25 protein-coding genes are annotated in these 21,847 nt (G+C 60.7%); 18 read left to right on the forward strand and 7 right to left on the reverse strand.

Going from position 1 to position 21,847, the window contains the following annotated elements; genetic code table 11:
- Positions 1-93: 93 nt before the first annotated feature.
- Positions 94-897 carry a hypothetical protein gene (locus HX801_RS11975; protein WP_003213127.1) on the forward strand — a complete coding sequence of 268 codons (804 nt, stop codon included), beginning with the start codon at positions 94-96 and terminating at the stop codon, positions 895-897.
- A gap of 147 nt (positions 898-1,044) precedes the next feature.
- Here the strand turns inward: HX801_RS11975 and prmB are convergent, their stop codons facing one another.
- Complete coding sequence (prmB, locus tag HX801_RS11980; protein WP_003213129.1) at positions 1,045-1,953, reverse strand: 50S ribosomal protein L3 N(5)-glutamine methyltransferase; 909 nt, start codon at positions 1,951-1,953, stop codon at positions 1,045-1,047.
- Between the two features lie 240 nt (positions 1,954-2,193).
- Here prmB and HX801_RS11985 point away from each other — a divergent pair, with 240 nt between their 5' ends.
- The 5 genes from HX801_RS11985 to HX801_RS12005 all read left to right on the forward strand — a co-directional run bounded on the left by HX801_RS11985 (position 2,194) and on the right by HX801_RS12005 (position 4,967).
- Positions 2,194-2,784, forward strand: a complete 591-nt coding sequence (locus HX801_RS11985; RefSeq protein ID WP_008433198.1) for a cysteine hydrolase family protein — start codon at positions 2,194-2,196, stop codon at positions 2,782-2,784.
- Between the two features lie 130 nt (positions 2,785-2,914).
- Entirely contained in the window at positions 2,915-3,235 is a 321-nt protein-coding gene (locus HX801_RS11990; protein WP_003213133.1) for a hypothetical protein, read from the forward strand.
- A gap of 75 nt (positions 3,236-3,310) precedes the next feature.
- Complete coding sequence (locus HX801_RS11995; protein WP_003213135.1) at positions 3,311-3,868, forward strand: Smr/MutS family protein; 558 nt, start codon at positions 3,311-3,313, stop codon at positions 3,866-3,868.
- Between the two features lie 79 nt (positions 3,869-3,947).
- Positions 3,948-4,493, forward strand: coding sequence for a GTP cyclohydrolase I FolE (folE, locus tag HX801_RS12000; RefSeq protein ID WP_003204506.1), 546 nt, complete (start codon positions 3,948-3,950; stop codon positions 4,491-4,493).
- A 102-nt stretch (positions 4,494-4,595) separates the two neighbouring features.
- On the forward strand, positions 4,596-4,967 hold the full coding sequence (locus HX801_RS12005) for a glutathione S-transferase N-terminal domain-containing protein (protein ID WP_063031984.1): 372 nt from the start codon (positions 4,596-4,598) through the stop codon (positions 4,965-4,967).
- Positions 4,968-5,009: 42 nt separating this feature from the next.
- On the opposite strand, the gene HX801_RS12010 is transcribed toward HX801_RS12005, so the two are convergent.
- From HX801_RS12010 to HX801_RS12020, 3 genes are read right to left on the reverse strand one after another with little or no spacing between them, the layout of a single operon-like run.
- Positions 5,010-5,330, reverse strand: a complete 321-nt coding sequence (locus HX801_RS12010; RefSeq protein WP_087694789.1) for a hypothetical protein — start codon at positions 5,328-5,330, stop codon at positions 5,010-5,012.
- Positions 5,327-6,658 carry an acyclic terpene utilization AtuA family protein gene (locus tag HX801_RS12015; protein WP_177022155.1) on the reverse strand — a complete coding sequence of 444 codons (1,332 nt, stop codon included), beginning with the start codon at positions 6,656-6,658 and terminating at the stop codon, positions 5,327-5,329. The genes HX801_RS12010 and HX801_RS12015 overlap by 4 nt, the downstream gene beginning before the upstream one ends.
- A gap of 1 nt (position 6,659) precedes the next feature.
- Positions 6,660-7,952: a CitMHS family transporter gene (locus tag HX801_RS12020; protein ID WP_003213142.1), complete on the reverse strand. Its 1,293-nt coding sequence runs from the start codon at positions 7,950-7,952 to the stop codon at positions 6,660-6,662.
- Positions 7,953-8,083: 131 nt separating this feature from the next.
- On the opposite strand from HX801_RS12020, the gene HX801_RS12025 reads away from it, so the two are divergent.
- The gene (locus tag HX801_RS12025; RefSeq protein ID WP_177022156.1) at positions 8,084-8,980 is read left to right on the forward strand and encodes a LysR family transcriptional regulator; all 897 of its coding nucleotides are present in this window, start codon (positions 8,084-8,086) and stop codon (positions 8,978-8,980) included.
- A 105-nt stretch (positions 8,981-9,085) separates the two neighbouring features.
- On the opposite strand, the gene HX801_RS12030 is transcribed toward HX801_RS12025, so the two are convergent.
- Positions 9,086-9,688, reverse strand: coding sequence for a glutathione S-transferase family protein (locus tag HX801_RS12030; RefSeq protein ID WP_008432197.1), 603 nt, complete (start codon positions 9,686-9,688; stop codon positions 9,086-9,088).
- A 10-nt stretch (positions 9,689-9,698) separates the two neighbouring features.
- The gene (locus tag HX801_RS12035) at positions 9,699-10,865 is read right to left on the reverse strand and encodes a PLP-dependent aminotransferase family protein (RefSeq protein WP_003212839.1); all 1,167 of its coding nucleotides are present in this window, start codon (positions 10,863-10,865) and stop codon (positions 9,699-9,701) included.
- A gap of 82 nt (positions 10,866-10,947) precedes the next feature.
- Between HX801_RS12035 and HX801_RS12040 the strand changes: the two genes are divergently transcribed.
- The 3 genes from HX801_RS12040 to HX801_RS12050 all read left to right on the forward strand — a co-directional run bounded on the left by HX801_RS12040 (position 10,948) and on the right by HX801_RS12050 (position 13,610).
- Positions 10,948-11,382, forward strand: a complete 435-nt coding sequence (locus HX801_RS12040; protein WP_003212841.1) for a MarR family winged helix-turn-helix transcriptional regulator — start codon at positions 10,948-10,950, stop codon at positions 11,380-11,382.
- 191 nt (positions 11,383-11,573) lie between these two features.
- Positions 11,574-12,920: an NCS2 family permease gene (locus HX801_RS12045; protein ID WP_177022157.1), complete on the forward strand. Its 1,347-nt coding sequence runs from the start codon at positions 11,574-11,576 to the stop codon at positions 12,918-12,920.
- A gap of 63 nt (positions 12,921-12,983) precedes the next feature.
- The gene (locus tag HX801_RS12050; protein WP_008432192.1) at positions 12,984-13,610 is read left to right on the forward strand and encodes a LysE family translocator; all 627 of its coding nucleotides are present in this window, start codon (positions 12,984-12,986) and stop codon (positions 13,608-13,610) included.
- 130 nt (positions 13,611-13,740) lie between these two features.
- Here the strand turns inward: HX801_RS12050 and uraH are convergent, their stop codons facing one another.
- Positions 13,741-14,094: a hydroxyisourate hydrolase gene (gene uraH, locus HX801_RS12055; RefSeq protein WP_003209117.1), complete on the reverse strand. Its 354-nt coding sequence runs from the start codon at positions 14,092-14,094 to the stop codon at positions 13,741-13,743.
- 461 nt (positions 14,095-14,555) lie between these two features.
- Here uraH and puuE point away from each other — a divergent pair, with 461 nt between their 5' ends.
- The 8 genes from puuE to HX801_RS12095 all read left to right on the forward strand — a co-directional run bounded on the left by puuE (position 14,556) and on the right by HX801_RS12095 (position 21,833).
- The gene (gene puuE, locus HX801_RS12060; protein WP_008432189.1) at positions 14,556-15,482 is read left to right on the forward strand and encodes an allantoinase PuuE; all 927 of its coding nucleotides are present in this window, start codon (positions 14,556-14,558) and stop codon (positions 15,480-15,482) included.
- On the forward strand, positions 15,479-15,994 hold the full coding sequence (uraD, locus tag HX801_RS12065; protein WP_102368455.1) for a 2-oxo-4-hydroxy-4-carboxy-5-ureidoimidazoline decarboxylase: 516 nt from the start codon (positions 15,479-15,481) through the stop codon (positions 15,992-15,994). Before puuE ends, uraD begins: the two co-directional genes overlap by 4 nt.
- An 80-nt stretch (positions 15,995-16,074) precedes the next feature.
- Positions 16,075-17,070: an allantoicase gene (alc, locus tag HX801_RS12070; protein WP_177022158.1), complete on the forward strand. Its 996-nt coding sequence runs from the start codon at positions 16,075-16,077 to the stop codon at positions 17,068-17,070.
- 137 nt (positions 17,071-17,207) lie between these two features.
- Positions 17,208-17,711, forward strand: coding sequence for an ureidoglycolate lyase (locus HX801_RS12075; RefSeq protein ID WP_003209110.1), 504 nt, complete (start codon positions 17,208-17,210; stop codon positions 17,709-17,711).
- Between the two features lie 50 nt (positions 17,712-17,761).
- The gene (locus tag HX801_RS12080; RefSeq protein ID WP_087694785.1) at positions 17,762-19,063 is read left to right on the forward strand and encodes a urate hydroxylase PuuD; all 1,302 of its coding nucleotides are present in this window, start codon (positions 17,762-17,764) and stop codon (positions 19,061-19,063) included.
- Between the two features lie 196 nt (positions 19,064-19,259).
- Complete coding sequence (locus tag HX801_RS12085; protein WP_087694784.1) at positions 19,260-20,612, forward strand: nucleobase:cation symporter-2 family protein; 1,353 nt, start codon at positions 19,260-19,262, stop codon at positions 20,610-20,612.
- A 43-nt stretch (positions 20,613-20,655) separates the two neighbouring features.
- Positions 20,656-21,051, forward strand: coding sequence for a hypothetical protein (locus HX801_RS12090; RefSeq protein WP_177009495.1), 396 nt, complete (start codon positions 20,656-20,658; stop codon positions 21,049-21,051).
- Positions 21,048-21,833 (forward strand): outer membrane protein OmpK, encoded by a 786-nt coding sequence (locus HX801_RS12095; protein ID WP_003209104.1) that lies wholly within the window; start codon positions 21,048-21,050, stop codon positions 21,831-21,833. The genes HX801_RS12090 and HX801_RS12095 overlap by 4 nt, the downstream gene beginning before the upstream one ends.
- The last annotated feature ends 14 nt before the right edge of the window (positions 21,834-21,847 follow it).

Consider the following 21,847-nt stretch of genomic DNA (forward strand, 5'->3'; position numbering starts at 1 on the left):
ATTGCCCTCCAGTCCTGAGCAAAACGGCCGATAAGCCATGGGTCGACAGCAAAAAGCCTGTCGGCCCGCAGAGCTTGGACAGGATCGCGCCGAATGACGAACACCGAAGCAACACCCGAACCTACCGCCGACACCACGGCTGACACCGAGGCCGCCGCATCGGCCGCGTTACCGTGGGCGGAGGTGCAGGCCGAACATTTCAAGATGCTGCGCCTGGCCCCTTTGGCCACCGACCGTGCCACGGGCGTGCGGCCCCTGCGCTTTGTGCAGTTTGGCTGGGCCGAACGCAACAACAAGGACCACAGCCTGCTGCGCATGGTCATTCAGTTGCCGGGCCAGCGGGTGCGCCGGGAACAGAACCATTTGGATATCTGGGTCGATCACGCGACCCATCGGGTGCACTTTGGCCCGGGCAACAGCCTGGAGATCGAGCCGGCTAACCGCGGCATCGGCCGTTTCCTGGTAGCCCAGGGCGCCGCCTGGGCGAAAAAGAAGTGGTCGCACTACCGCGTCGACGGCGTCGACCTGGCCAACAAGGACGCCCTCAACGAAGCCACGCGCCTGCGCCGGGATCACTTCCTGCGTATCCAGGGCTTTGATGTGGCGTACGCCGATGTCCAGCATTTGAAGGGCAACGTGCAGCCGGGCAAGGTCAGCGATGTGCTGGACAGCTGGAACACCGAAAAGCTGCAGTTCGTGGAGATTCTGGAAGCGGCGCAGATGCTGCAACAGGCCGAGCAGAACCTGGCGGAACAGGAAGTGAAACTGCGCAAGGAAGAGGAAAAGGTCACCAAGTTCAAGCGCGAAGACAGCGGGTTGCGCTTCACGATTACGTGCCTGGTGGCGTTTACCGTGTTTCAGGCGGGGTTGTTGATCTGGATTGCGACACATCGGTAATCCGGTTTATCAATTGAAACCGGATCAAAATGTGGGAGCGGGCTTGCTCGCGAATGCGGTGTGTCAGTCACCGGATATCTTGACTGAGCCACCGCATTCGCGAGCAAGCCCGCTCCCACACTGACCGCGTTACCCACTTGGAAGCGGTTAAACCCTGGCGGCAAACACCGCCTGATGCGCCCGGCACTGCTCGGCCGTCAACATGAACACGCCATGCCCGCCGCGCTGGAACTCCAGCCAGGCGAAGTCCACTTCCGGGTACAACGCCTCGACGTGAACCTGGCTGTTGCCCACTTCGACAATCAGCAAGCCCTTCTCGGTCAAGTGATCTGCCGCCTCGGCCAGCATCCGCCGAACCAGGTTCAAGCCGTCGTCACCGCAGGCCAGGCCCAGCTCCGGCTCGTGCTGGTATTCATCCGGCATGTCGGCAAAGTCTTCGGCGTCGACATACGGCGGGTTGGACACGATCAGGTCAAAACGCTGGCCCGGCAAACCATCAAAGCCGTCGCCCTGAACGGTATACACGCGCTCATCGACGCCATGGCGCTCGATGTTCTGGTTGGCCACCTCCAGCGCTTCGAAGGACAGGTCGCCCAGTACCACTTCGGCGTCCTGGAACTCGTAGGCGCAGGCAATACCGATGCAACCGGAACCGGTGCACAGGTCCAGAATGCGTGCCGGCGGTGTGCCCAGCCACGGTTCGAAGCGGTTTTCGATCAGTTCGCCAATCGGTGAGCGTGGAATCAATACACGCTCATCAACGATAAACGACATGCCGCAGAACCAGGCTTCCTTCAACAGGTAAGCGGTCGGCACACGCTCGTGGATACGGCGGTGCAGCAACCGTTGCACGTGGGAGATTTCCTCTTCTTCCAGGTTGCAATCCAGGTAACTGTCGGCAATTTCCCATGGCAGGTGCAAGGCGCCGAGCACCAGTTGCCGGGCTTCGTCCCAGGCGTTGTCGGTGCCATGGCCAAAAAACAGGTCTTCCCCATGGAAACGGCTGACGGCCCATCGGATGTGGTCGCGCAAGGTGCGCAGGCGGGAAGTGATCACGGGGGCAAGCTCCTGGAAAAAACGACCGGCGATTCTAACAGTCTTAAGCTGTACCGACGATGTACGAAAAAACCCTTTGCCGCACGTCGGATTTCATCTTAAACGTGGTTTTTGCCTAAACGTAGTGCCCTATTGACATCGCTGCACGCCAACAACGGCGTACCTTACGATGGTAGCGATTCACAGAAGCGCTCAGCCAGAGGACAATGTCACAAAAGCCCCACTCACAGGAGCCCCAGAATGTCCGTTCCAAAGACGATGTTTCAACTCAGCGGTCGTGGTTACGCAGCGGCGAACCTGAACCATGCGACCCTCGTGATCATCGACGCCCAGAAGGAATACCTCAGTGGTCCCCTCGCCCTCTCGGGCATGGACGCTGCTGTCGAAAATATCAAGCAACTGGCGGCTGCCGCGCGCAACGCCGGGCGCCCGATCGTGCATGTGCGCCACCTGGGCACTGTCGGCGGGTTGTTTGACCCTCAGGGCGAGCGCGGTGAGTTCATTCCTGGCCTTGAGCCACAGGCCGACGAAACCATCATCGGCAAGCTGCTGCCCAGCGCCTTCCACGGCACCGGCCTGGAGAAACACCTGCAAGACCTCGGTTCCCTGGACCTGATCGTCTGCGGCTTCATGAGCCACTCCAGCGTCAGCACCACGGTGCGTGCGGCAAAAAACCTGGGCTTTCGCTGCACCCTGGTGGAAGACGCCTGCGCCACCCGCGACCTGCCTTACAAGGGCGGCATCCTCAGCGCCGACCACGTGCAGCAGACTGAAATGGCCATCATGGCTGACAACTTCGCCACCCTCGCCTTGACCAAAGATCTGATCTGATCGACCTTCGATGAGCGGGTAGCCGCCCGCTCATCCGCAAATACCTGTCATTTGCTGCAATTGCCTCTGTACCCGGAACAACCTGTGTATCTTCCGGTCGAAGGGCCGATACCCTGGAGGAAAGGTCGGAATGAAGATATCCGATGGTTTTGATGCTCGTCGCTTGCGCCCCAAGGGCCCGAGCAACTGGCGTCTGCGCATCGGCGCCGGCTTTGCCGCGCTGTTGGCGATAGGTGGCGTACTACTGGCAATTGCTGGCGGCGCTGGTTTGGTTGGACACTCACCGGCCCTGGGCGAGCTGAATGCCAGCCCTGGCGGTTCTGCAATACTCTTGGTCATCGGCCTGCTGGTGCTGTGGTTCGGCGTATGGCTGTGGCGCCGTTGCCGTCGGCGCATGCGCCAACCGCTGTCACTGAACATCGCTTCGCACCTGATGAAAAAGCACGACTGATGGCGCACAGATAGCGTTTGTTGCGCATCAAGCCGCCGCGATTAGGTAAACTGCCCGCCCTTCGCGGAGGCTGACATGCAAGACGACGATTTTTCCCTATTCAAGAACGAGCTGCGCGGCGTCAAGCCGATCAAGCATGATCGCGCCGACACCGGCAAACCCAAGACCGATCGCGCCCAGATCGCCAAGCTGCGCCAGGCCGCGACCGTGCGCACGGACGCCACCACCGTGGACGGCCTGTCGGATCAATTCGTTATCGATGTAGGTCCCGAAGACGAGTTGATGTGGGCCCGCGACGGCGTGCAGGAAAGCCAGATGCGCAAGCTCAAGGTCGGCCAGATCCCGTTCGAGGGTAGTCTCGACCTGCACGGCATGACCGTCGAAAAAGCCCGCGAAACCCTCTGGGCGTTCCTCGCCGAAGCCACCAAATTCGAAATCCGCTGCGTGCGCGTCACCCACGGCAAGGCCGTGCGCCTGGACGGCAAGCGGCCGATGATCAAAAGCCACGTCAACACCTGGTTGCGCCAGCACTCCCAGGTGCTGGGTTTTACCTCATGCCAGCCACGTCACGGCGGCGCTGGCGCGGTGTATGTGATGCTCAAGCGCACCATGATGGAAGGCCGCGACGAGTAACAAGTGCCATCGTCAGGCTTGCAGCGATGTGTTGGCCGCCGTACCCTTGCCCTTTGCGAAAATCCCACTAGGTAGTTTCATGTCCCTGGAACAGAATTACACCGCGATTCTCGGCCAACTCGGCGAGGACGTTTCCCGCGAGGGCCTGCTCGACACGCCAAAACGTGCCGCCAAGGCCATGCAGTATCTCTGCCGCGGTTATGAACAGACCCTCGAAGAAGTCACCAACGGTGCCTTGTTCAGCTCTGACAACAGCGAAATGGTGCTGGTCAAGGACATCGAGTTGTACTCGCTGTGCGAACACCACCTGCTGCCGTTCATCGGCAAGGCTCACGTCGCGTATATCCCGAGCGGCAAAGTGCTGGGCCTGTCGAAGGTCGCGCGTATCGTCGATATGTATGCCCGCCGCCTGCAGATCCAGGAAAACCTCAGCCGCCAGATCGCCGATGCGGTCCAGCAGGTCACCGGCGCCCTGGGCGTTGCAGTGGTGATCGAGGCCAAGCACATGTGCATGATGATGCGCGGTGTGGAGAAGCAGAATTCGTCGATGATCACGTCGGTGATGCTGGGTGAGTTCCGCGAAAACGCGGCGACCCGCAGCGAGTTTCTCAGCCTGATCAAGTAATACGCGGCACCTGGAAAAACCGGCGTTCATCGCCGGTTTTTTTCGCCTGTGAAAAATCAGGTAAGCTGCGCCCCCTTAAGTCTAGGGCAAGAGGTTTCAGCCATGTTCGTCAAAGCACTTCGAGTGGGCCTCGGCCACGTCATCATCGCCGGCGACTTCCTGACCCGTCCGCGCAAAAAGCAGCGCCCTGCCGAACAACAGGCGCAGGTGAACGCAGCGGCCAAGGACCTGACCCTGTATCAATTCCACGCCTGCCCGTTCTGCGTGAAGACCCGCCGCACCCTGCACCGCCTGAACGTGCCGGTGGCCTTGAAGGATGCGAAGAACAACGAGCAGGACCGCCAGACCCTGCTGGAGCAAGGCGGCAAGATCAAGGTGCCATGCCTGCGCATCGAAGAGAACGGCCAGACCACCTGGATGTACGACTCCAAGGTGATCATCGATTACCTCGACAAGCGGTTTGCGGCGGTCTGACAAACAGCGAGGATCCAGTGTGGGAGCGGGCTTGCTCCCACATTAGTTTGGTATTGCCAATTCAAGATCCAGCAATGCTGAGCCCAGGCACTTGCCATGGGCGTCCAGCGCCAGCGACCGCGTCACCCCGCCTCGCAGGATCCCCGGCAACACGAAGTTCAGTGCCTGCACATTGGGCAGTTCATAACGCCGCACCGGTGCAGCTCCCGCCTCCAGCAACGGCGCAAAAAATGCCGCCACCACCTCAGCCGTGAGTTGCTCGCAGAGCAGCGGATAGTCCTCGGCCCGATACGCGATGATCGAGATGTTCGAGGTGTCGCCCTTGTCTCCCGTTCGGGAGTGGGCCAGGGTGTGCAGCTTCATGCTTCGATCCTCGGGTTGACCGCGTGACGAGGCAGCAGCAACGATGCCACCGCCACCACCTGGCGCAGGCTCTTGCTGGCGCCACCGCCGCCGGAAGGGCCGTTGGTGTAGAGGGTTTCCACTTCATTGCCGACACGCACCGCCTCGCTGCGTTCTGCGCAGCGGGCGGCGATGCGCAGGCGCACTTCCCACGGTTCAACCGTGCTGCGCGGGCCGTGCAGGGAGTCGACGCCGATCAATTCGGCACGCACGTCCTGCATGCGCACGCCGGTCAACTCCAAGCGTTTCAGGACCACATCGCGAGCCAGTTGCGCACGAGCGACCGCGCCCGGGCCACCGTAGGAAATCTGCCCCTCACCGATCCAGCCGTCCAGATAACCGACGCTGACTTTCAACGCTTCGGGACGTGGCCGTCCGCTCGCGCAGTGGGCACGCACCCGGTCCACGGCTTCTTCGGTAAACGCCACCTGGGAAAAATCCGCGCACACGTCCGGTGTGAGGTAGGCCGCCGGGTCGTGCACTTCGTAGATCAATTGTTCGGTGCACGTGGCACGGCTGACCCGCCCACCGGAACCTGCGACCTTGGTGATCAAGGCCTCGCCGTCTGGGTCAATCTCGGCCAGTGGAAAGCCCAGGCGTGCCAGATCGTCCACGTCCTTGAAACCCGGATCGGCAAAGTAGCCACCGCTGACCTGCCCCGCACATTCCAGTAAATGCCCCACCAGCGTGCCGCGCCCCAGCCGTTGCCAATCATCCGCAGCCCAGCCGAATTCGAACATCTGCGGCGCCAGGAACAGCGAAGGGTCTGCGACCCGGCCGGTGATCACCACGTCGGCCTCGGCGCGCAAGGCGTCGATAATGCCGTCGGCGCCCAAATAGGCGTTCGCGGAAATCAATCGCTCGCCCAACGAGCCAAGGGTCTGACCGTTGTCGAGCAACTGCTCCGGCTGGGCACGCAAGGTCTCAAGCACGTCGTCGCCAACCACCGCCAGCACCTTGAGGTTAAGCCCCAATTCACTGGCAATCCGCCGCACTTCAACCGCCGCCGCCACCGGATTGGCCGCGCCCATATTGGTGATTACCCGCAGGCGTCGGCGCCCGTCGGGCTGGCCGACAAAGGGCAGCACGCGGCGCATGCGCTCACTCAACAGCGGGTCGTAACCGCCTTGTGGATCGCTGATCCGCGCCTGTTGCGCCAGGGCGATGGTGCGTTCGGCCAGGCATTCGAAGACCAGGTAATCCAGGTCGCCCTGTTCGGCCAATTCCACCGCAGGTTCGATACGGTCGCCGGAGTAGCCGGCACCGGAACCGATGCGCAAGGTTTTCATTTCAAATCACTCCCAGGAGCAAAGCCGTCAGGGTCATCAACACCGACGCGGCAAACAGAAAGGGGATGGTGAAGCGCTGGTGATCGGCCAATTCGATCTTGCACAGGCCCACCAACAGGAAGGTCGCCGGCGTCAACGGGCTGACCGGAAAGCCGGTGGTGTGCACGCCCAGCAACGAGGCCTGGGCCACTTGCAGCGGGTCGACGCCCAAGGCCTTGCCGACTTCGGCGATCACCGGCATCACGCCGAAGTAGTAGGAATCCGGGTCAAACAGCATGCTCAGCGGCATCGACAGGAAGCCCACCACCGCCGGGATCAACTTGCCGTGGCCCGCCGGAATCTGCGCCACCGCCACTTCGGCGATGGCCTTGAGCATGCCGGTGCCTTGCATGATGCCGGTGAACACACCGGCGGCGAGCAGGATGCTGGCCATGGTCAGGGCGGTTTTTGCGTGGGCGTCGATCCGCGCGCGCTGGGCGTCGACGTTCGGGTAGTTGATGCACAGCGCCACCACCGTGCCGAGCATGAACATCACCACCGGGTCGACCCAACCGGCGATCATCACCACCATCACCAGTACCGTCAGGACCAGGTTGACCCAGAACAGCCGCGGGCGACGCAGGGCAATGTCATCGTCGCTGAGCACCCGTTGCGGCACGGCGTCCACGCTGGAACCAGCGCCCAGGCCCAGGCGTTTTTCTTCCCGGTGGCCCAGCCACCAGGCGCAGGCGAATACAAAGACCAGGCCGACGATCTGCACCGGGATCAGCGGCTGGAACAAGTCCGCCACCGGCACGTGCAGCGCCGCCGAGGAACGCAGTACCGGGCCGGTCCACGGCAGGAAGTTGACCCCGGCCGCCATCGCCGCCACACACGCGAGGATGCGTTTATCAATTCCCAGCCGCGTGTACAGCGGCAGCATCGCCGGCACCGTCACCAGGAAGGTCACCGCGCCGGAGCCGTCGAGGTGCACCAGCAGGGCCAGGGTCGCGGTACCGACGACAATCCTTGTAGGACGCGTCCCTACCGTGCGCAGGATGCGATCAATGATTGGATCCAGCATGCCGGCATCGGTCATGATCCCGAAGAACAGGATCGCAAACACAAACATCCCCACCACGGGGGCGACGTTCTTGATGCCGGTGATGATGAAGGCGCTGGTTTGCAGGCCGAAACCGCCCAGCAGCGCGGCGATGATCGGCAAGGCGATCAGGGCCACCAGTGGCGACAGGCGTTTGCTCATGACGGCAGTAAGCAGGCACAGGATGGTGATGACACCCAGGGTAGCGAGCATGGGGTAGCTCCAGAACGGCGTTTTCGGCCGGTTATTGTTTTCCCTGGAGTATTGGAATCGCGTTAGGCTTTGTAAATTGGAATATTCGGCACTCCACATTCGAAAAAACAAAACGCTCGAGCAAAATAAAAATGAAAAATTCGATCCAGCATATCCAGGCGTTTCTCGCCGTTGCCCGCACGGGCAGCTTTACCAAGGCCGCCAACGAACTGCATTTGTCGCCCTCGGCGCTGACCGTGCAGGTGCAACAACTGGAGGAATGGCTGGGCGTCGCGCTGCTCGACCGCAGCCCGCGCCACGTCAGCATCACCGCCGCCGGGCTGGATGCACGCGGGCCGATGGAGAAGCTGTTGCTGGACCTGGACAACATCGTCACCGGCTCCCGTGACCTGGCAGCGCTACGACGAGGCGTGGTGACCATCGCCGCCCTGCCCTCCGTGTGCGCCGGCGCGTTGCCTCCCGCCCTGCGCCTGTTTCGCGAACGTTTTGCCGGGATCGAGGTGCGCTTGCATGACCTGGTTGCTCACCGCATTCATGCGCAAGTGCGTTCGGGCGAGGTGGATTTCGGTATTGGTGTGCGGGCGCGGCTGAGCCACGGGTTGGCGTTTGTGCCGGTGCTGAATGATCGGTTATGTGCGTTCGTGCCGCTGGATCATCCGCTGACTCGTTTTGCAAAGTTGAGCCTGGAGCAACTGGCCGACCAGCCGATCATCCTCACCGGCCGCGACAGCAGCGTGCGGGAACAGGTGGACGCGTTGTTCGATGAAACACGCCTAACGATGCTCGCGGGGATGGAGGCCAACTACATGTCGACCGTGTTGGCGTTGGTGCGGCAGGGCTTGGGGATCAGTGTGTTGCCGGAATCGGCGGCGGACAGTCTGGAGGGGTTGAAGCGGATTACCATTGATCATCCGGGGGTGAACCGGGAGATCGGGTTGATCAGTCGCAGTGGACAGCCGTTGAGCCCAGCGGCGCAGCGCTGTTTTGAGTTGCTCAGTGAAGAATTACCTAGCGCACCGCAAAACTAAATGTGGGAGCGGGCTTGCTCGCGAAGGCGGTGTGTCAGCCAATGCATAGGTTGGCTGATCCACCGCTTTCGCGAGCAAGCCCGCTCCCACATTTTTGACCGCATTTCAGCCCAGCATCGGCACATGCTTGGGATGGCTGGCCACGCGCTTCAACCACGCCTGCACGCCTGGATAGGCGCTCAGGTCAAAGCCACCTTCATCCGCCACATGGGTGTAGGCATACAGCGCCACGTCGGCAATCGAGAATTGGTCGCCCACCAGATACGGCGTCAACTGCAACTGGCGCTCCATCACCTTCAGGGCCTTGTATCCGCCCTTGTGCAGCTTCTTGTATTCCTCCAGGCGATCTTCCGGCAGCCCCAGGTAAAACTGGATAAACCGCGCCACCGCGATGTATGGCTCGTGGCTGTACTGCTCGAAAAACTGCCACTGCAGAACCTGGGTGCGCAGGCGCGGTTCGCTGGGCAGGAACTCGCTGCCATCGGCCAGGAAGTTGAGAATCGCATTGGACTCCCACAGGCAGGTGCCGTCTTCCAGCTCCAGCACCGGGATCTTGCCGTTGGGGTTCTTGGCCAGGAACTCCGCGGTCTGGGTGTCGCCCTTCAGGATGTCGACATCGATCCACTCATAGTCGATGCCCAACAGGCTGAGCATGAGTTTGACTTTGTAGCAGTTGCCCGATTTGTAATCGCCGTAGACCTTGTACATGGAGGCTCCCCTATGCCGCTTGCGCGTGCTGTGCTTGACGGACCACCGCAGCGAGACGCTTGAGACCTTCGTCCAAGCGCGCCGGGTCGATATGGCTGAAATTGAGCCGCAGGTGACCGTGATGATTGTCCGGCTCGGAAAAGAACGGTTCACCGGGCATGAACGCGATGTCCTGGTCGAGCGCAGGTGCCAACAAGGTGCGGGTATCGAGCGGCTGTTTCAAGGTCAGCCAGAAGAATAATCCGCCCTGGGGTATTTGCCAGTCGGCCAGGTCGCTGAAATGCCGCGCCAGTGCAGCCTGGAAAGCGTCGCGCCGGCCCCGGTAAAAGCTGCGCAACTCTACCAGGTGATGCTGGTATTTCTCGGTGCCGATCCATTGCATCGCCTGCCACTGGCCAACGCGGTTGGTATGCAGGTCGGCTGATTGCTTGAGTTTGAGCAGGTGCGGGAACAGGTCCGGACTGGCGATCAGGTAGCCGACCCGCAGGCCGGGCAACAAGGTCTTGGATACGGTGCCGGTGTAGATCCAGCTGGCCTTTTTCAGCCGACTGACGATGGGTTGTGCGCTGCCGCCGTCGAAGGTCAGTTCGCGGTAGGGTTCGTCTTCGATCAGGGTTACGCCAAACTCGTCCAGCAACGCGGCGACGGCCTCGCGCTTGGCATCGCTGTAGCGCACCGCCGAAGGGTTCTGGAACGTCGGGATCAGGTAGACGAAGGACGGGCGATGCTGCTCAAGGCTGCTGCGCAAGGCTCTGAGGTCCGGACCGTCCGCCTCAAGCTGTACGGTCAGGCAATCGGCGCCGAACAGTTGGAAAATCTGCAATGCCGCAAGGTAAGTCGGGCCTTCCAGGAGGATTTTGGTGCCCTTGTCGATGTACAGCTTGGCCGCCAGGTCCAGGGTTTGCTGGGAGCCGCTGACCACCATGACCTGGCGCGCATCGCAGGCAATACCCAGCACCCGCGCCTCGGCCGCCAGCAATTCACGCAACTGTGGCTCGCCTTCGCTCATGCCGTATTGGCCGATATTCAGCGGCATGCCTTCCCAATCCAGCGTGGGCAGCATCACTTCGGCCGGCAGGCCACCGGCGAAGGACATCACCTGCGGCTTTTGCGCCGCCGCGAGGATTTCACGGATCAGGGAGCTTTTAAGACGCGAAACACGTTCTGAGAAGGCCATAAGGGTCACCGGTAGCAAAGCCTGGGGAAAATACGTCAAACTGCTTGACCGAAATTACGACGACTTGGGCAGATACGTCAATATGCTTGACCTTAAAAACCAGACCAGCCAGCAAACCGCCATGGAAGCCTTCTTCTTCGGCTACCAGGCGTTCACCGCCAAGGCTGACGAAATGCTGGAGCGCCGCGGCTTGAGCCGGGTGCATCAACGCATCGTGTTTTTTATCGCGCGCTACCCGGCCTTGAGCGTCAAGGAGCTGCTGGAACTGCTCGGCGTAAGCAAACAGGCGCTGAACATGCCGTTGCGCCAACTGCAGGAAATGCACCTGGTGGACAGCGTGGCGTCCGAGACCGACAAGCGTAAGCGCCTGCTGGAGTTGACCGAGGAAGGCCGGCGTTTCGAACAATCGCTGCGGCGCGAACAGGTAAAGCTGCTGCAACGGGCGTTTGCCGAGGCAGGCGAGACGGCGGTAGAAGGCTGGCTGGCGGTAAACAAGGCACTCAGTGGCCAATCCTGAATTGCCTTTCATCCCCTTTCGCACACAAAATAGAAAACATTATTTGCTTTATTTGTATACAAAAGCATAATTCGCTTCGTGCGAGTTCCTGACCTATTGGTCAACAAAACCCGCTGGTACCTCAAAGCGCTGCTGCCCACTCATGTGTCCGGCGCTGGAAATAACAATAAAACTCTTGAGGAGTACTTGCTGTGGAAAGCCGCAAATCCGAAGCCCCTACGCTCGACCTCTCGCCAACCCACAACGGTTGGCTGGAACGCCTGTTCAAACTGCGCTTGCATGGCACCACAGTGAAGACCGAGCTGATCGCTGGCCTCACGACCTTTATCACCATGGCCTACATCATCTTCGTCAACCCCAACATCATGGCCGACGCCGGCATCGATCACGGCGCGGCGTTTGTCGCCACCTGCATCGCCGCCGCGCTGGGTTGCCTGCTGATGGGCCTGTACGCCAACTGGCCAGTAGGCCTGGCGCCGGGCATGGGCCTGAACGCGTTTTTCACCTACACCGTGGTCGGGACCATGGGCTACAACTGGGAGACGGCACTGGGTGCGGTGTTTATCTCCGGTGTGTTGTTCATGATCCTGACGCTCTCACGCATTCGCGAGTGGCTGCTCAACAGCATTCCGGTGAGCCTGCGCCATGCCATGGGCGCCGGCGTCGGATTGTTTCTCGGGGTGATCGGCCTGAAAACCGCCGGCATCATCGTGCAAAGCCCGGCCACCCTGATCAAGCTCGGCTCCCTGCATGAACCCGCCCCATTGCTGGCGGCCATCTGCTTCCTGTTGATTGCGATCCTCAGCTACCACCGGGTATTCGGCGCGATCCTGATCAGCATCATCGCCGTGACCCTCGCCGGTTGGGGCCTGGGCCTGGTGGAGTACCACGGCATCCTGGCCACCCCGCCAAGCCTGGCGCCGACCTGGATGGCCATGGACGTGATGGGCGTGTTCAACGTCAGCATGATCAGCGTGGTGTTCGCCTTCCTGTTTGTGCACATGTTCGACACCGCCGGCACCTTGATGGGCGTGGCCCAGCGTGCAGGCCTGGTGAATGCCGACGGCAAGATCGAAAACCTCTCCCGCGCCCTGAAAGCCGACAGCGCCTCCAGCGTGTTCGGCGCCATGGTCGGCGTGCCGCCAGTCACCAGTTACGTGGAAAGCGCCGCCGGGGTTGCCGCTGGTGGCCGCACCGGGCTGACGGCGGTTACGGTTGGCGTGTTGTTTATCGCAGCGATGTTTTTTGCCCCGCTGGCTGGCATGATTCCGGCCTATGCCACCGCCGGCGCGTTGATCTATGTGGCGATGCTGATGATGAGCGGCATGGCCCATATCAATTGGGACGACGCCACCGACAGCATTCCGGCGATCGTCACGGCCATCATGATGCCCCTGACCTTCTCGGTGGCCGACGGCATCGCCCTGGGTTTCATCACCTACGTGGCGCTGAAGGCCGGCACGGGTAAACGCAAGGAAATTTCCATCAGCCTGTGGGTGCTTTGCGCGATCTTCATCGCCAAGTTCGCGTTCCTGTAGGCCAACCCGCTTGACCCTGCCTCACCCCGTCGGGTGGGGCTTTTGTACGAATGGAGGAATGCAATGAGTCTGGAAACCTGGCTGCTGTTCAGCGGCGCTGCGCTGGTGGTGATCCTGATCCCCGGCCCCCTGTCCTTGCTGATGATCAGCAACAGCCTGAACTACGGCCTGCGCCGTTCGTACCCGGCCTTTCTCGGCGGGGTGATTGCTTCCATCTGCCTGCTGAGCGCCTCGGCGCTGGGTTTGGGTGCGTTGTTGCTGGCATCGGAACAGCTGTTCAGCGCCCTGAAGATCGTCGGCGCGCTGTACCTGTTCTACCTCGCCTGGCAGAGCTGGCAGCAATCCCGGCAACCGGCCCACGTCGCCGACGTACCGCAAGTGGCCGCCACCCCGCGTTTTCGTGCGCTGTTTGGCCGGGCCTTTGTGCTGGGCGCCAGCAACCCGAAGGACATCCTGTTTTTCGCCGCCTTCCTGCCGCAATTCCTCAGTGCCCAGCAGGCCTTTTTGCCGCAGTTGCTGATCATGATCGCCACCTGGACCGTGCTCGACCTGCTGTGCAAACTGGCCTACGGCCTCGGCGCCCATGGTGCCGCGCGCTACCTGCGCAGCGGCAGGGGCCAGAGCTGGTTCAACCGGATCAGTGCGGGCTTGTTCACAGGCGCCGGCGCTGCGTCGCTATTGAGCCGCTGAAGATCCAGCCCCGATCGCACTGAAGATCGGGGCCGCCTTTATGGTGCAATCAGCAGGCGAAAAAAAGCCCGCAGTGTGAGCGGGCGAAAAACCAACGAAGAGCTTTGGGGGTGTGAAGCGCGGTGACGACTCAGCTACCGCGATAGGTGGAGTAGCTGTAAGGCGAAATCAGCAAAGGCACGTGGTAGTGATCCTGTTCGGCGCTGATGCCGAAGCGCAGCACCACCACATCGAGAAATGCAGGTTCGGGCAGTTGCACACCGCGGGCGCGGTAGTAATCACCGGCGCTGAACTGCAACTGATAGACACCGCTGCGGTAGTCATCGCCTTGCAGCAGGGGTGCATCGCAGCGGCCGTCGCTGTTGGTCAGGGTGCTGGCAACCAGCTCAAGCTGTGCGCCCTCGACACGGTACAACTCAACCTTGATTGCGCTGCCAGGGCAGCCATGCGCGGCGTCCAATACGTGTGTGGTCAAACGTCCCATAGCGTCTGCGCGCCTCCCGAAGTCAGTAAAAGTGAAAGACCGCACCTTTTCAGGTCACTGAAAAAGCCGGCGATGGCTGATTAAGACACTTTTCAAAAAAATTGTACACAATAAATTCAACAAGCCTGCGTTCCGTTGCTGACGCCGATACTGTAGGAGCGAGCTTGCTCGCGAAGATCGTTAACGATAACGCAGCGCTTCAGGGTTAACGAGGCGCTCTCAGGTTTTTCGCGAGCAAGCTCGCTCCTACAGTGAATGAGGTTTTTTTCAATTTAGCTGACCAGTCAGGCAGGTTTCTTGCAGTGCTATTCTGCAAAGACCCTGCGGAAAAAATGCAGAAATACAGGCTTACAAAGTGCACACTAAGTTGTATACAATCAGTCATCGTTGTGACGCCACCCAGTCTTTCCGCTGCCCGGCCGCCACACACACCGCTACCACGAACAAGAAGGAAGACTGCAGTGAGCGCTGACTACCCACGCGACCTGATCGGTTACGGCAGTAACCCTCCTCACCCACACTGGCCGGGCAAGGCCCGTATCGCCCTGTCGTTCGTACTCAACTACGAAGAAGGTGGTGAGCGCAACATCCTGCACGGCGACAAAGAGTCGGAAGCCTTCCTGTCCGAGATGGTCTCGGCGCAACCGCTGCAAGGCGAGCGCAACATGAGCATGGAATCGCTGTACGAATACGGCAGCCGGGCCGGCGTGTGGCGCATCCTCAAGTTGTTCAAGGAATTCGATATCCCGCTGACCATCTTCGCCGTGGCCATGGCCGCCCAGCGCCACCCGGATGTGATCCGCGCGATGGTCGCCGCCGGCCACGAGATCTGCAGCCACGGCTACCGCTGGATCGACTACCAATACATGGATGAGGCCCAGGAACGCGAGCACATGCTCGAAGCGATCCGCATCCTCACCGAACTCACCGGCGAGCGCCCACTGGGCTGGTACACCGGCCGCACCGGCCCCAACACCCGGCGGCTGGTGATGGAGGAAGGCGGTTTCCTCTATGACTGCGACACCTATGACGACGACCTGCCGTACTGGGAACCCAACAACCCGACCGGCAAGCCGCACCTGGTGATCCCCTACACCCTGGACACCAATGACATGCGTTTCACCCAGGTCCAGGGTTTCAACAAGGGCGACGACTTTTTCGAATACCTGAAAGACGCCTTCGACGTGCTGTATGCCGAAGGCGCGGACGCACCGAAAATGCTCTCCATCGGCTTGCACTGCCGCCTGATCGGCCGCCCGGCGCGCCTGGCCGCCCTCAAGCGGTTTATCGAATACGCCAAGGGCCATGATCAGGTGTGGTTCACCCGCCGCGTCGACATCGCCCGTCACTGGCATGACGTACACCCTTTCCAGGGAGCCGCCAAATGACCGCGTTCCAAACCCTGAAACCGTCGACCCTGAGCCGCGACGAATTCGTCAAAGCCTTCGCCGACATCTACGAACATTCGCCATGGGTGGCCGAAAAGGCCTTCGACCTGGGCCAGGACGCTTCGATCGACGAGATTGAAACCCTGCACCAGCGCATGAGCGACATCCTGTTGAGCGCCGATCACGCAAGCCAACTGGCCCTGATCAACGCTCACCCGGACCTGGCGGGCAAAGCGGCCGTCCAGGGCCAGTTGACCGAAGCCAGCACTAATGAACAGGCTGGCGCCGGTATTCACCAATGCTCGAGCGACGAGTTTTCGCGCTTCACCGAGCTGAACGATGGCTACAAGGCCAAGTTCAAGTTTCCCTTCATCATGGCGGTAAAAGGCAGCAACCGGCACCAGATCCTTGCCGCGTTTGAAACGCGCATTCACAACTCGGTGGAAGCCGAGTTCAAATGTGCGCTGGCCGAGATCAATAAAATCGCGTTGTTCCGATTACTGACCCTTTAGCAGACCTGGCCCGAGCGGTTCATGAACGCCCAGGGCCTGGCGAGCATCCCAAGCCACTTACTTTAAGGCAGACAAGAAGAATGAAAGCGCAACCCGTACCTTTCGAAAAGTTCGTCAACCTGGCCGACGCCCGCCTGGGCACCAAGATCATCTCTGTCACCGATGACTGGTTCGCCGACGCCAACCGTCTGTTCCAGCCGACCCCGGCCGTGTGGAAGGAGGGCGTTTTCGATGACAACGGCAAGTGGATGGACGGCTGGGAGTCGCGCCGCAAGCGCTTCGAAGGCTACGACAGCGCCGTGATCCGCCTGGGCGTACCGGGTTCGATCAAAGGCGTGGACATCGACACTTCATTCTTCACCGGCAACTTCCCGCCATCGGCGTCCCTGGAAGCCTGCTTCCTGGCGTCCGGCGAGCCGGATAACAACACCCAATGGGTTGAAGTGCTGTCGGCTGTGGAGCTGCAAGGCAACAGCCATCACTTCCACGAGATCAACAACGACCAGGCCTTCAGCCACCTGCGTTTCAACATCTACCCGGACGGTGGCGTGGCCCGTCTGCGTGTGTACGGCATTCCGTTCCGCGACTGGTCGGCGGTGGGCGACAACGAACAGGTGGACCTGGCTGCTGCATTGAACGGCGGCCGCGCACTGGCCTGCTCCGATGAACACTTCGGGCGCATGAGCAACATCCTCAACCCGGGCCGTGGCATCAACATGGGCGACGGCTGGGAAACCGCACGTCGTCGTACGCCGGGCAATGACTGGGTGATCGTCGCACTGGGCCACCCGGGCGAGATCGAGACGATCGTGGTCGACACCCTGCACTTCAAGGGCAACTACCCGGACACTTGCTCGATCCAGGGCGCGTTCGTGAAGGGCGGCACCGACAGCCAGATCGAAACCCAATCGCTGTTCTGGCGCGAACTGCTGCCGGCGCAGAAACTGGAAATGCACGCTGAACACACGTTTGCCGAGCAGATCAAGGCGCTGGGCCCGATCACCCACATTCGTCTGAATGTGTTCCCGGATGGTGGTGTGAGCCGCCTGCGGGTTCTCGGTAAGGTCTCGAAGTAACACCCGATCGTTCCCACGCTCTGCGTGGGAATGCATACCGTGACGCTCTGCGTCACAAGAGCGGACGCAGAGCGTCCAGGGCGGCGTTCCCACGCAGAGCGTGGGAACGATCCATACACAAGATTAAGAAGACAGCCATGCGCACACTGATGATCGAACCCCTGACCAAAGAAGCCTTCGCCCCTTTCGGAGACGTTATCGAAACCGATGGCAGCGATCACTTCATGATCAACAACGGGTCGACCATGCGCTTTCATAAACTGGCGACGGTTGAAACCGCCACGCCAGAAGATAACGCGATCATCAGCATCTTCCGCGCCGACGCGCAGGACATGCCGCTGACCGTGTGCATGCTGGAACGACACCCGCTGGGCAGCCAGGCTTTCATCCCGCTGCTCGGCAACCCCTTTCTGATCGTGGTCGCGCCACTTGGCGATGAACCTGTATCGGGCTTGGTCCGCGCCTTCGTTACCAACGGCAGGCAGGGCATTAATTACCATCGCGGCGTCTGGCACCACCCGGTGCTGACGATCGAAAAGCGGGATGACTTCCTGGTGGTTGATCGCAGTGGCACAGGCAATAACTGCGATGAGCATTTTTTTAAAGAGGATGAGCGGTTGATCCTCGCCCCCCACCAATAAGAGAAGGTCTGATCACTCGACGACAGAGTGACAGGCGAGAGGTAAAGACTGTGGAAGCACATTTGATGGAATGGCTGAACCTGAGCGTGCGCTGGGTTCACATGATCACCGGCGTCGCCTGGATCGGCGCTTCGTTCTACTTCGTCTGGCTGGAAAACAACCTCAACCGCGTCAACCCCAAGGATGGCCTCGCCGGTGACTTGTGGGCGATCCACGGTGGCGGTATCTACCACCTGGAAAAATACAAACTGGCCCCGCCGACCATGCCGGACAACCTGCACTGGTTCAAATGGGAAGCCTACTTCACCTGGATGTCCGGCATCGCGCTGCTGTGCGTGGTGTTCTACGCCAACCCGACCTTGTACCTGCTGGCCCCGGGCAGCAGCCTCAGCGGTCCGGAAGGTGTGTTGCTGGGCCTCGGTTCGCTGCTGGCCGGCTGGTTCATCTACTCCTTTCTGTGCGACTCGGCACTGGGCAAGCGCCCTGCCCTGCTCGGCCTGATCCTGTTCGTACTGTTGATTGCCGCTGCGTACGGCTTCAGCAAAGTGTTCAGCGGCCGTGGTGCGTACCTGCATGTGGGCGCCGTGATCGGCACCATCATGGTGGGCAACGTGTTCCGCATCATCATGCCGGCCCAGCGCGCGCTGGTGGCAGCCATCGCGGAAAACCGCACGCCCGACCCGGCACTGCCGGCCAAGGGTTTGCTGCGTTCGCGCCACAACAACTACTTCACCTTGCCGGTGCTGTTCATCATGATCAGCAACCACTTCCCGAGCACCTACGGCAGCCAATACAACTGGCTGATCCTCGCAGGTATCGCGGTGGCGGCGGTGTTGGTGCGTCACTACTTCAACACCCGTCACAACAGCCAGAAATACGCCTGGACCTTGCCGGTGGGCGCGCTGGCGATGATTTGCCTGGCCTACGTGACCGGCCCAAAACCGGTGGCGACTGCACCGGATGTGGCCAAGGCTCCTGCGGCCATCGAATACCAGCCGCTGCCGGAAACGGCGTTGGGTGGCGGGCTTAAACCGGCTGCTCCAGCGGCACCTGCACCGGCACCTGCCGAAGCAGCACCGGCCCAGGCCTCGATTGATTTTGACAAGGTCCACGGGGTGATCCAGGAGCGCTGCGCGGTGTGCCATTCGGCCAAACCGACAAGCCCGCTGTTCAGCACCGCACCGGCCGGGGTGATGTTTGATACGCCGCAGCAGATCCAGCAAATGGCCCCGCGCATCCAGGCACAGGCCGTGGCCAGCCAGATCATGCCGCTGGGCAATATCACCCAGATGACCCAGCAGGAACGGGACTTGATTGGCACCTGGATCACTCAGGGGGCGCGTACCAACTGACTGATTAACGCAGGACTAGTGTGGGAGCGGGCTTGCTCGCGAATGCGGTGTGTCATTCAACACTTCAGGTGACTGAACCACCGCGTTCGCGAGCAAGCCCGCTCCCACATGGGATCTGCGGTGTGCTTTGACGAATGAGTTCCACCCGGCAATTGAATGCCGAACAACACAACAATAAAAAGATCCGAGGTGTTGCATGTCCCAGCTAGAAACGCAGACTCCTGCCGCGCCCGCCATGGTGCGGCTGCCCCTCTTGCAACTGATTCTGGTAGGCCTGCAACACGTCTTGCTGATGTACGGTGGCGCCGTCGCCGTGCCTTTGATCATCGGCCAGGCCGCGGGCCTGAGCCGTGAAGAAATCGCCTTCCTGATCAACGCCGACCTGCTGGTGGCGGGCATCGCAACCATGGTCCAGTCCTTCGGCATCGGCCCGGTAGGCATTCGTATGCCGGTGATGATGGGCGCCAGTTTCGCCGCTGTCGGCAGCATGGTGGCCATGGCCGGCATGCCCGGCATCGGTCTGCAGGGGATCTTCGGTGCGACCATCGCCGCCGGTTTTTTCGGCATGGTGATCGCGCCGTTCATGTCCAAGGTCGTGCGCTTCTTTCCACCGCTGGTGACCGGTACCGTGATCACCGCCATTGGTCTTTCGCTGTTTCCCGTCGCGGTCAATTGGGCCGGCGGTGGCGCAGCGGCGTCCACGTTTGGCTCACCGATTTACCTGGCGATTGCCGCGCTGGTGCTGGCCACCATCCTGCTGATCAACCGTTTCATGCGCGGCTTCTGGGTGAATATCTCGGTGCTGATCGGCATGGCCCTCGGCTACGGGCTGTGCGGGATGATCGGCATGGTCGACCTCAGCGGCCTGGCGCGCGCCCCGTGGGTGCAAGTGGTGACGCCACTGCATTTCGGCATGCCCAAGTTCGAGTTGGCGCCGATCCTGTCGATGTGCCTGGTGGTGGTGATCATCTTCGTCGAGTCCACCGGAATGTTCCTCGCCCTGGGCAAGATCACCGGCCAGGAAGTCACGCCGAAAATGCTCCGCCGTGGCCTGTTGTGTGACGCCGGCGCATCGTTTTTTGCCGGGTTCTTCAACACCTTCACCCACTCCTCGTTCGCGCAGAACATCGGCCTGGTGCAGATGACCGGCGTGCGCTGCCGTTCGGTGACGATCGTGGCCGGCGCGTTCCTGATTGTGCTGAGCCTGCTGCCCAAGGCCGCCTTTTTGGTAGCGTCGATTCCACCCGCAGTGCTGGGCGGCGCGGCGATTGCCATGTTCGGCATGGTGGCAGCCACCGGGATCAAGATCCTCCAGGAAGCCGACATTGCCGACCGTCGTAACCAGTTGCTGGTGGCGGTGAGTATCGGCATGGGATTGATCCCGGTGGTACGTCCCGAATTCTTTGCACAGCTGCCGCTATGGATGAGCCCGATCACTCACAGCGGCATCGCCATGGCCACGATCAGCGCGCTGTCGCTGAACCTGTTATTCAACATCCTGGGTGGCGCCGAACGCGCTGCCCCAAGCGCTCACGCACACCCACATTGATTCCTGCGTCACAACAAAAACAATAACGATCAGGGAACACACCATGTACGCCATTCACCCGGGGCCGGCCACGCGCCGTGCCCCATTCTCGCCCCGCGCGCTCTTTAACGGCGCACTTGAGCACAGGCCTGGGAGTCAGTATTCTCGGCGCCCGCTCAAATCGACTCAAAAAAAAACAGCGAATGTAAAAGCTGACTGCAAGGCCAACTTATCCGGGCCCCACGTCCGCAGCCAACGTGTGCAAAAACTCTCCGAATTCGACTGTGTTCATCACAGCCGACGGGGATTTTTTGGCTTTTTAAACACCTTGGCGCAGCTCTTGCTAAAAGCATCAAAGCTGACCGAACAGACGATTTTTGCGGCAAGCCAAAAGACGCCACACCAGAGCGTCCGCTTAGAAAAAAAACCAGAAACCTTTACCTCGGGAGCAACCGAATGAAACGTACCGTGAACAGCCTGATGCTGGCAGGATCCCTGCTGGCCGGGGGCCAGGCCATGGCCGGTGATCTGCTGCAGTGGCAGAACAACAGCCTGACTTATCTGTGGGGCAAGAACTTCACTGTTAACCCGCAGATCCAGCAAACCGTGACCTTCGAACACGCCGATGCGTGGAAGTACGGCGACAACTTCTTCTTCCTCGACCGCATCTTTTACAACGGCAAGGAAGACGGCAATGTCGGCCCGAGTACTTACTACGGTGAGTTCAGCCCACGCTTGTCGTTCGGCAAGATTTTCGACAAGGACTTGTCGTTCGGTCCGATCAAGGACGTGTTGCTGGCGTTCACTTACGAGTTCGGCGAAGGCGACAACGAGTCGTACTTGCTCGGCCCGGGCTTCGACCTGGCAATCCCTGGTTTCGACTACTTCCAGCTGAACTTCTACCAGCGCCAGACCGAAGGCAATCGCCCGGGTGACGGCGTATGGCAGATCACACCGGTGTGGTCGTACACGATCCCGGTGGGCAACTCCAATGTGCTGATCGACGGCTTCATGGACTGGGTGGTGGATAACGACAAGAACGCCCGCGGCACTTACCACGCCAACCTGCACTTCAACCCGCAGATCAAATATGACCTGGGCAAGGCGTTGCATTGGGGCGAGAAGCAGTTGTATGTCGGTATCGAATACGACTACTGGAAGAACAAGTACGGGATCCAGGACAGCGGCGCGTTCGAGACCAACCAGGACACTGCGAGCCTGTTGGTGAAGTACCACTTCTAACCACACCGCCTATC

Origin of the sequence: Pseudomonas sp. G1002 (assembly GCF_013385455.1) — a bacterium.
Lineage (GTDB): Bacteria > Pseudomonadota > Gammaproteobacteria > Pseudomonadales > Pseudomonadaceae > Aquipseudomonas.

Bases quoted from the DNA above. Each gene is read 5' to 3' on its own strand.
- HX801_RS11975 (WP_003213127.1), top strand. From the start codon at position 94: ATGACGAACACCGAAGCAACACCCGAACCTACCGCCGACACCACGGCT.
- HX801_RS11985 (WP_008433198.1), top strand. From the start codon at position 2,194: ATGTCCGTTCCAAAGACGATGTTTCAACTCAGCGGTCGTGGTTACGCA.
- HX801_RS11990 (WP_003213133.1), top strand. From the start codon at position 2,915: ATGAAGATATCCGATGGTTTTGATGCTCGTCGCTTGCGCCCCAAGGGC.
- HX801_RS11995 (WP_003213135.1), top strand. From the start codon at position 3,311: ATGCAAGACGACGATTTTTCCCTATTCAAGAACGAGCTGCGCGGCGTC.
- folE (WP_003204506.1), top strand. From the start codon at position 3,948: ATGTCCCTGGAACAGAATTACACCGCGATTCTCGGCCAACTCGGCGAG.
- HX801_RS12005 (WP_063031984.1), top strand. From the start codon at position 4,596: ATGTTCGTCAAAGCACTTCGAGTGGGCCTCGGCCACGTCATCATCGCC.
- HX801_RS12010 (WP_087694789.1), bottom strand. From the start codon at position 5,330: ATGAAGCTGCACACCCTGGCCCACTCCCGAACGGGAGACAAGGGCGAC.
- HX801_RS12015 (WP_177022155.1), bottom strand. From the start codon at position 6,658: ATGAAAACCTTGCGCATCGGTTCCGGTGCCGGCTACTCCGGCGACCGT.
- HX801_RS12020 (WP_003213142.1), bottom strand. From the start codon at position 7,952: ATGCTCGCTACCCTGGGTGTCATCACCATCCTGTGCCTGCTTACTGCC.
- HX801_RS12025 (WP_177022156.1), top strand. From the start codon at position 8,084: ATGAAAAATTCGATCCAGCATATCCAGGCGTTTCTCGCCGTTGCCCGC.
- HX801_RS12030 (WP_008432197.1), bottom strand. From the start codon at position 9,688: ATGTACAAGGTCTACGGCGATTACAAATCGGGCAACTGCTACAAAGTC.
- HX801_RS12035 (WP_003212839.1), bottom strand. From the start codon at position 10,865: ATGGCCTTCTCAGAACGTGTTTCGCGTCTTAAAAGCTCCCTGATCCGT.
- HX801_RS12040 (WP_003212841.1), top strand. From the start codon at position 10,948: ATGCTTGACCTTAAAAACCAGACCAGCCAGCAAACCGCCATGGAAGCC.
- HX801_RS12050 (WP_008432192.1), top strand. From the start codon at position 12,984: ATGAGTCTGGAAACCTGGCTGCTGTTCAGCGGCGCTGCGCTGGTGGTG.
- uraH (WP_003209117.1), bottom strand. From the start codon at position 14,094: ATGGGACGTTTGACCACACACGTATTGGACGCCGCGCATGGCTGCCCT.
- uraD (WP_102368455.1), top strand. From the start codon at position 15,479: ATGACCGCGTTCCAAACCCTGAAACCGTCGACCCTGAGCCGCGACGAA.
- alc (WP_177022158.1), top strand. From the start codon at position 16,075: ATGAAAGCGCAACCCGTACCTTTCGAAAAGTTCGTCAACCTGGCCGAC.
- HX801_RS12075 (WP_003209110.1), top strand. From the start codon at position 17,208: ATGCGCACACTGATGATCGAACCCCTGACCAAAGAAGCCTTCGCCCCT.
- HX801_RS12085 (WP_087694784.1), top strand. From the start codon at position 19,260: ATGTCCCAGCTAGAAACGCAGACTCCTGCCGCGCCCGCCATGGTGCGG.
- HX801_RS12090 (WP_177009495.1), top strand. From the start codon at position 20,656: ATGTACGCCATTCACCCGGGGCCGGCCACGCGCCGTGCCCCATTCTCG.
- HX801_RS12095 (WP_003209104.1), top strand. From the start codon at position 21,048: ATGAAACGTACCGTGAACAGCCTGATGCTGGCAGGATCCCTGCTGGCC.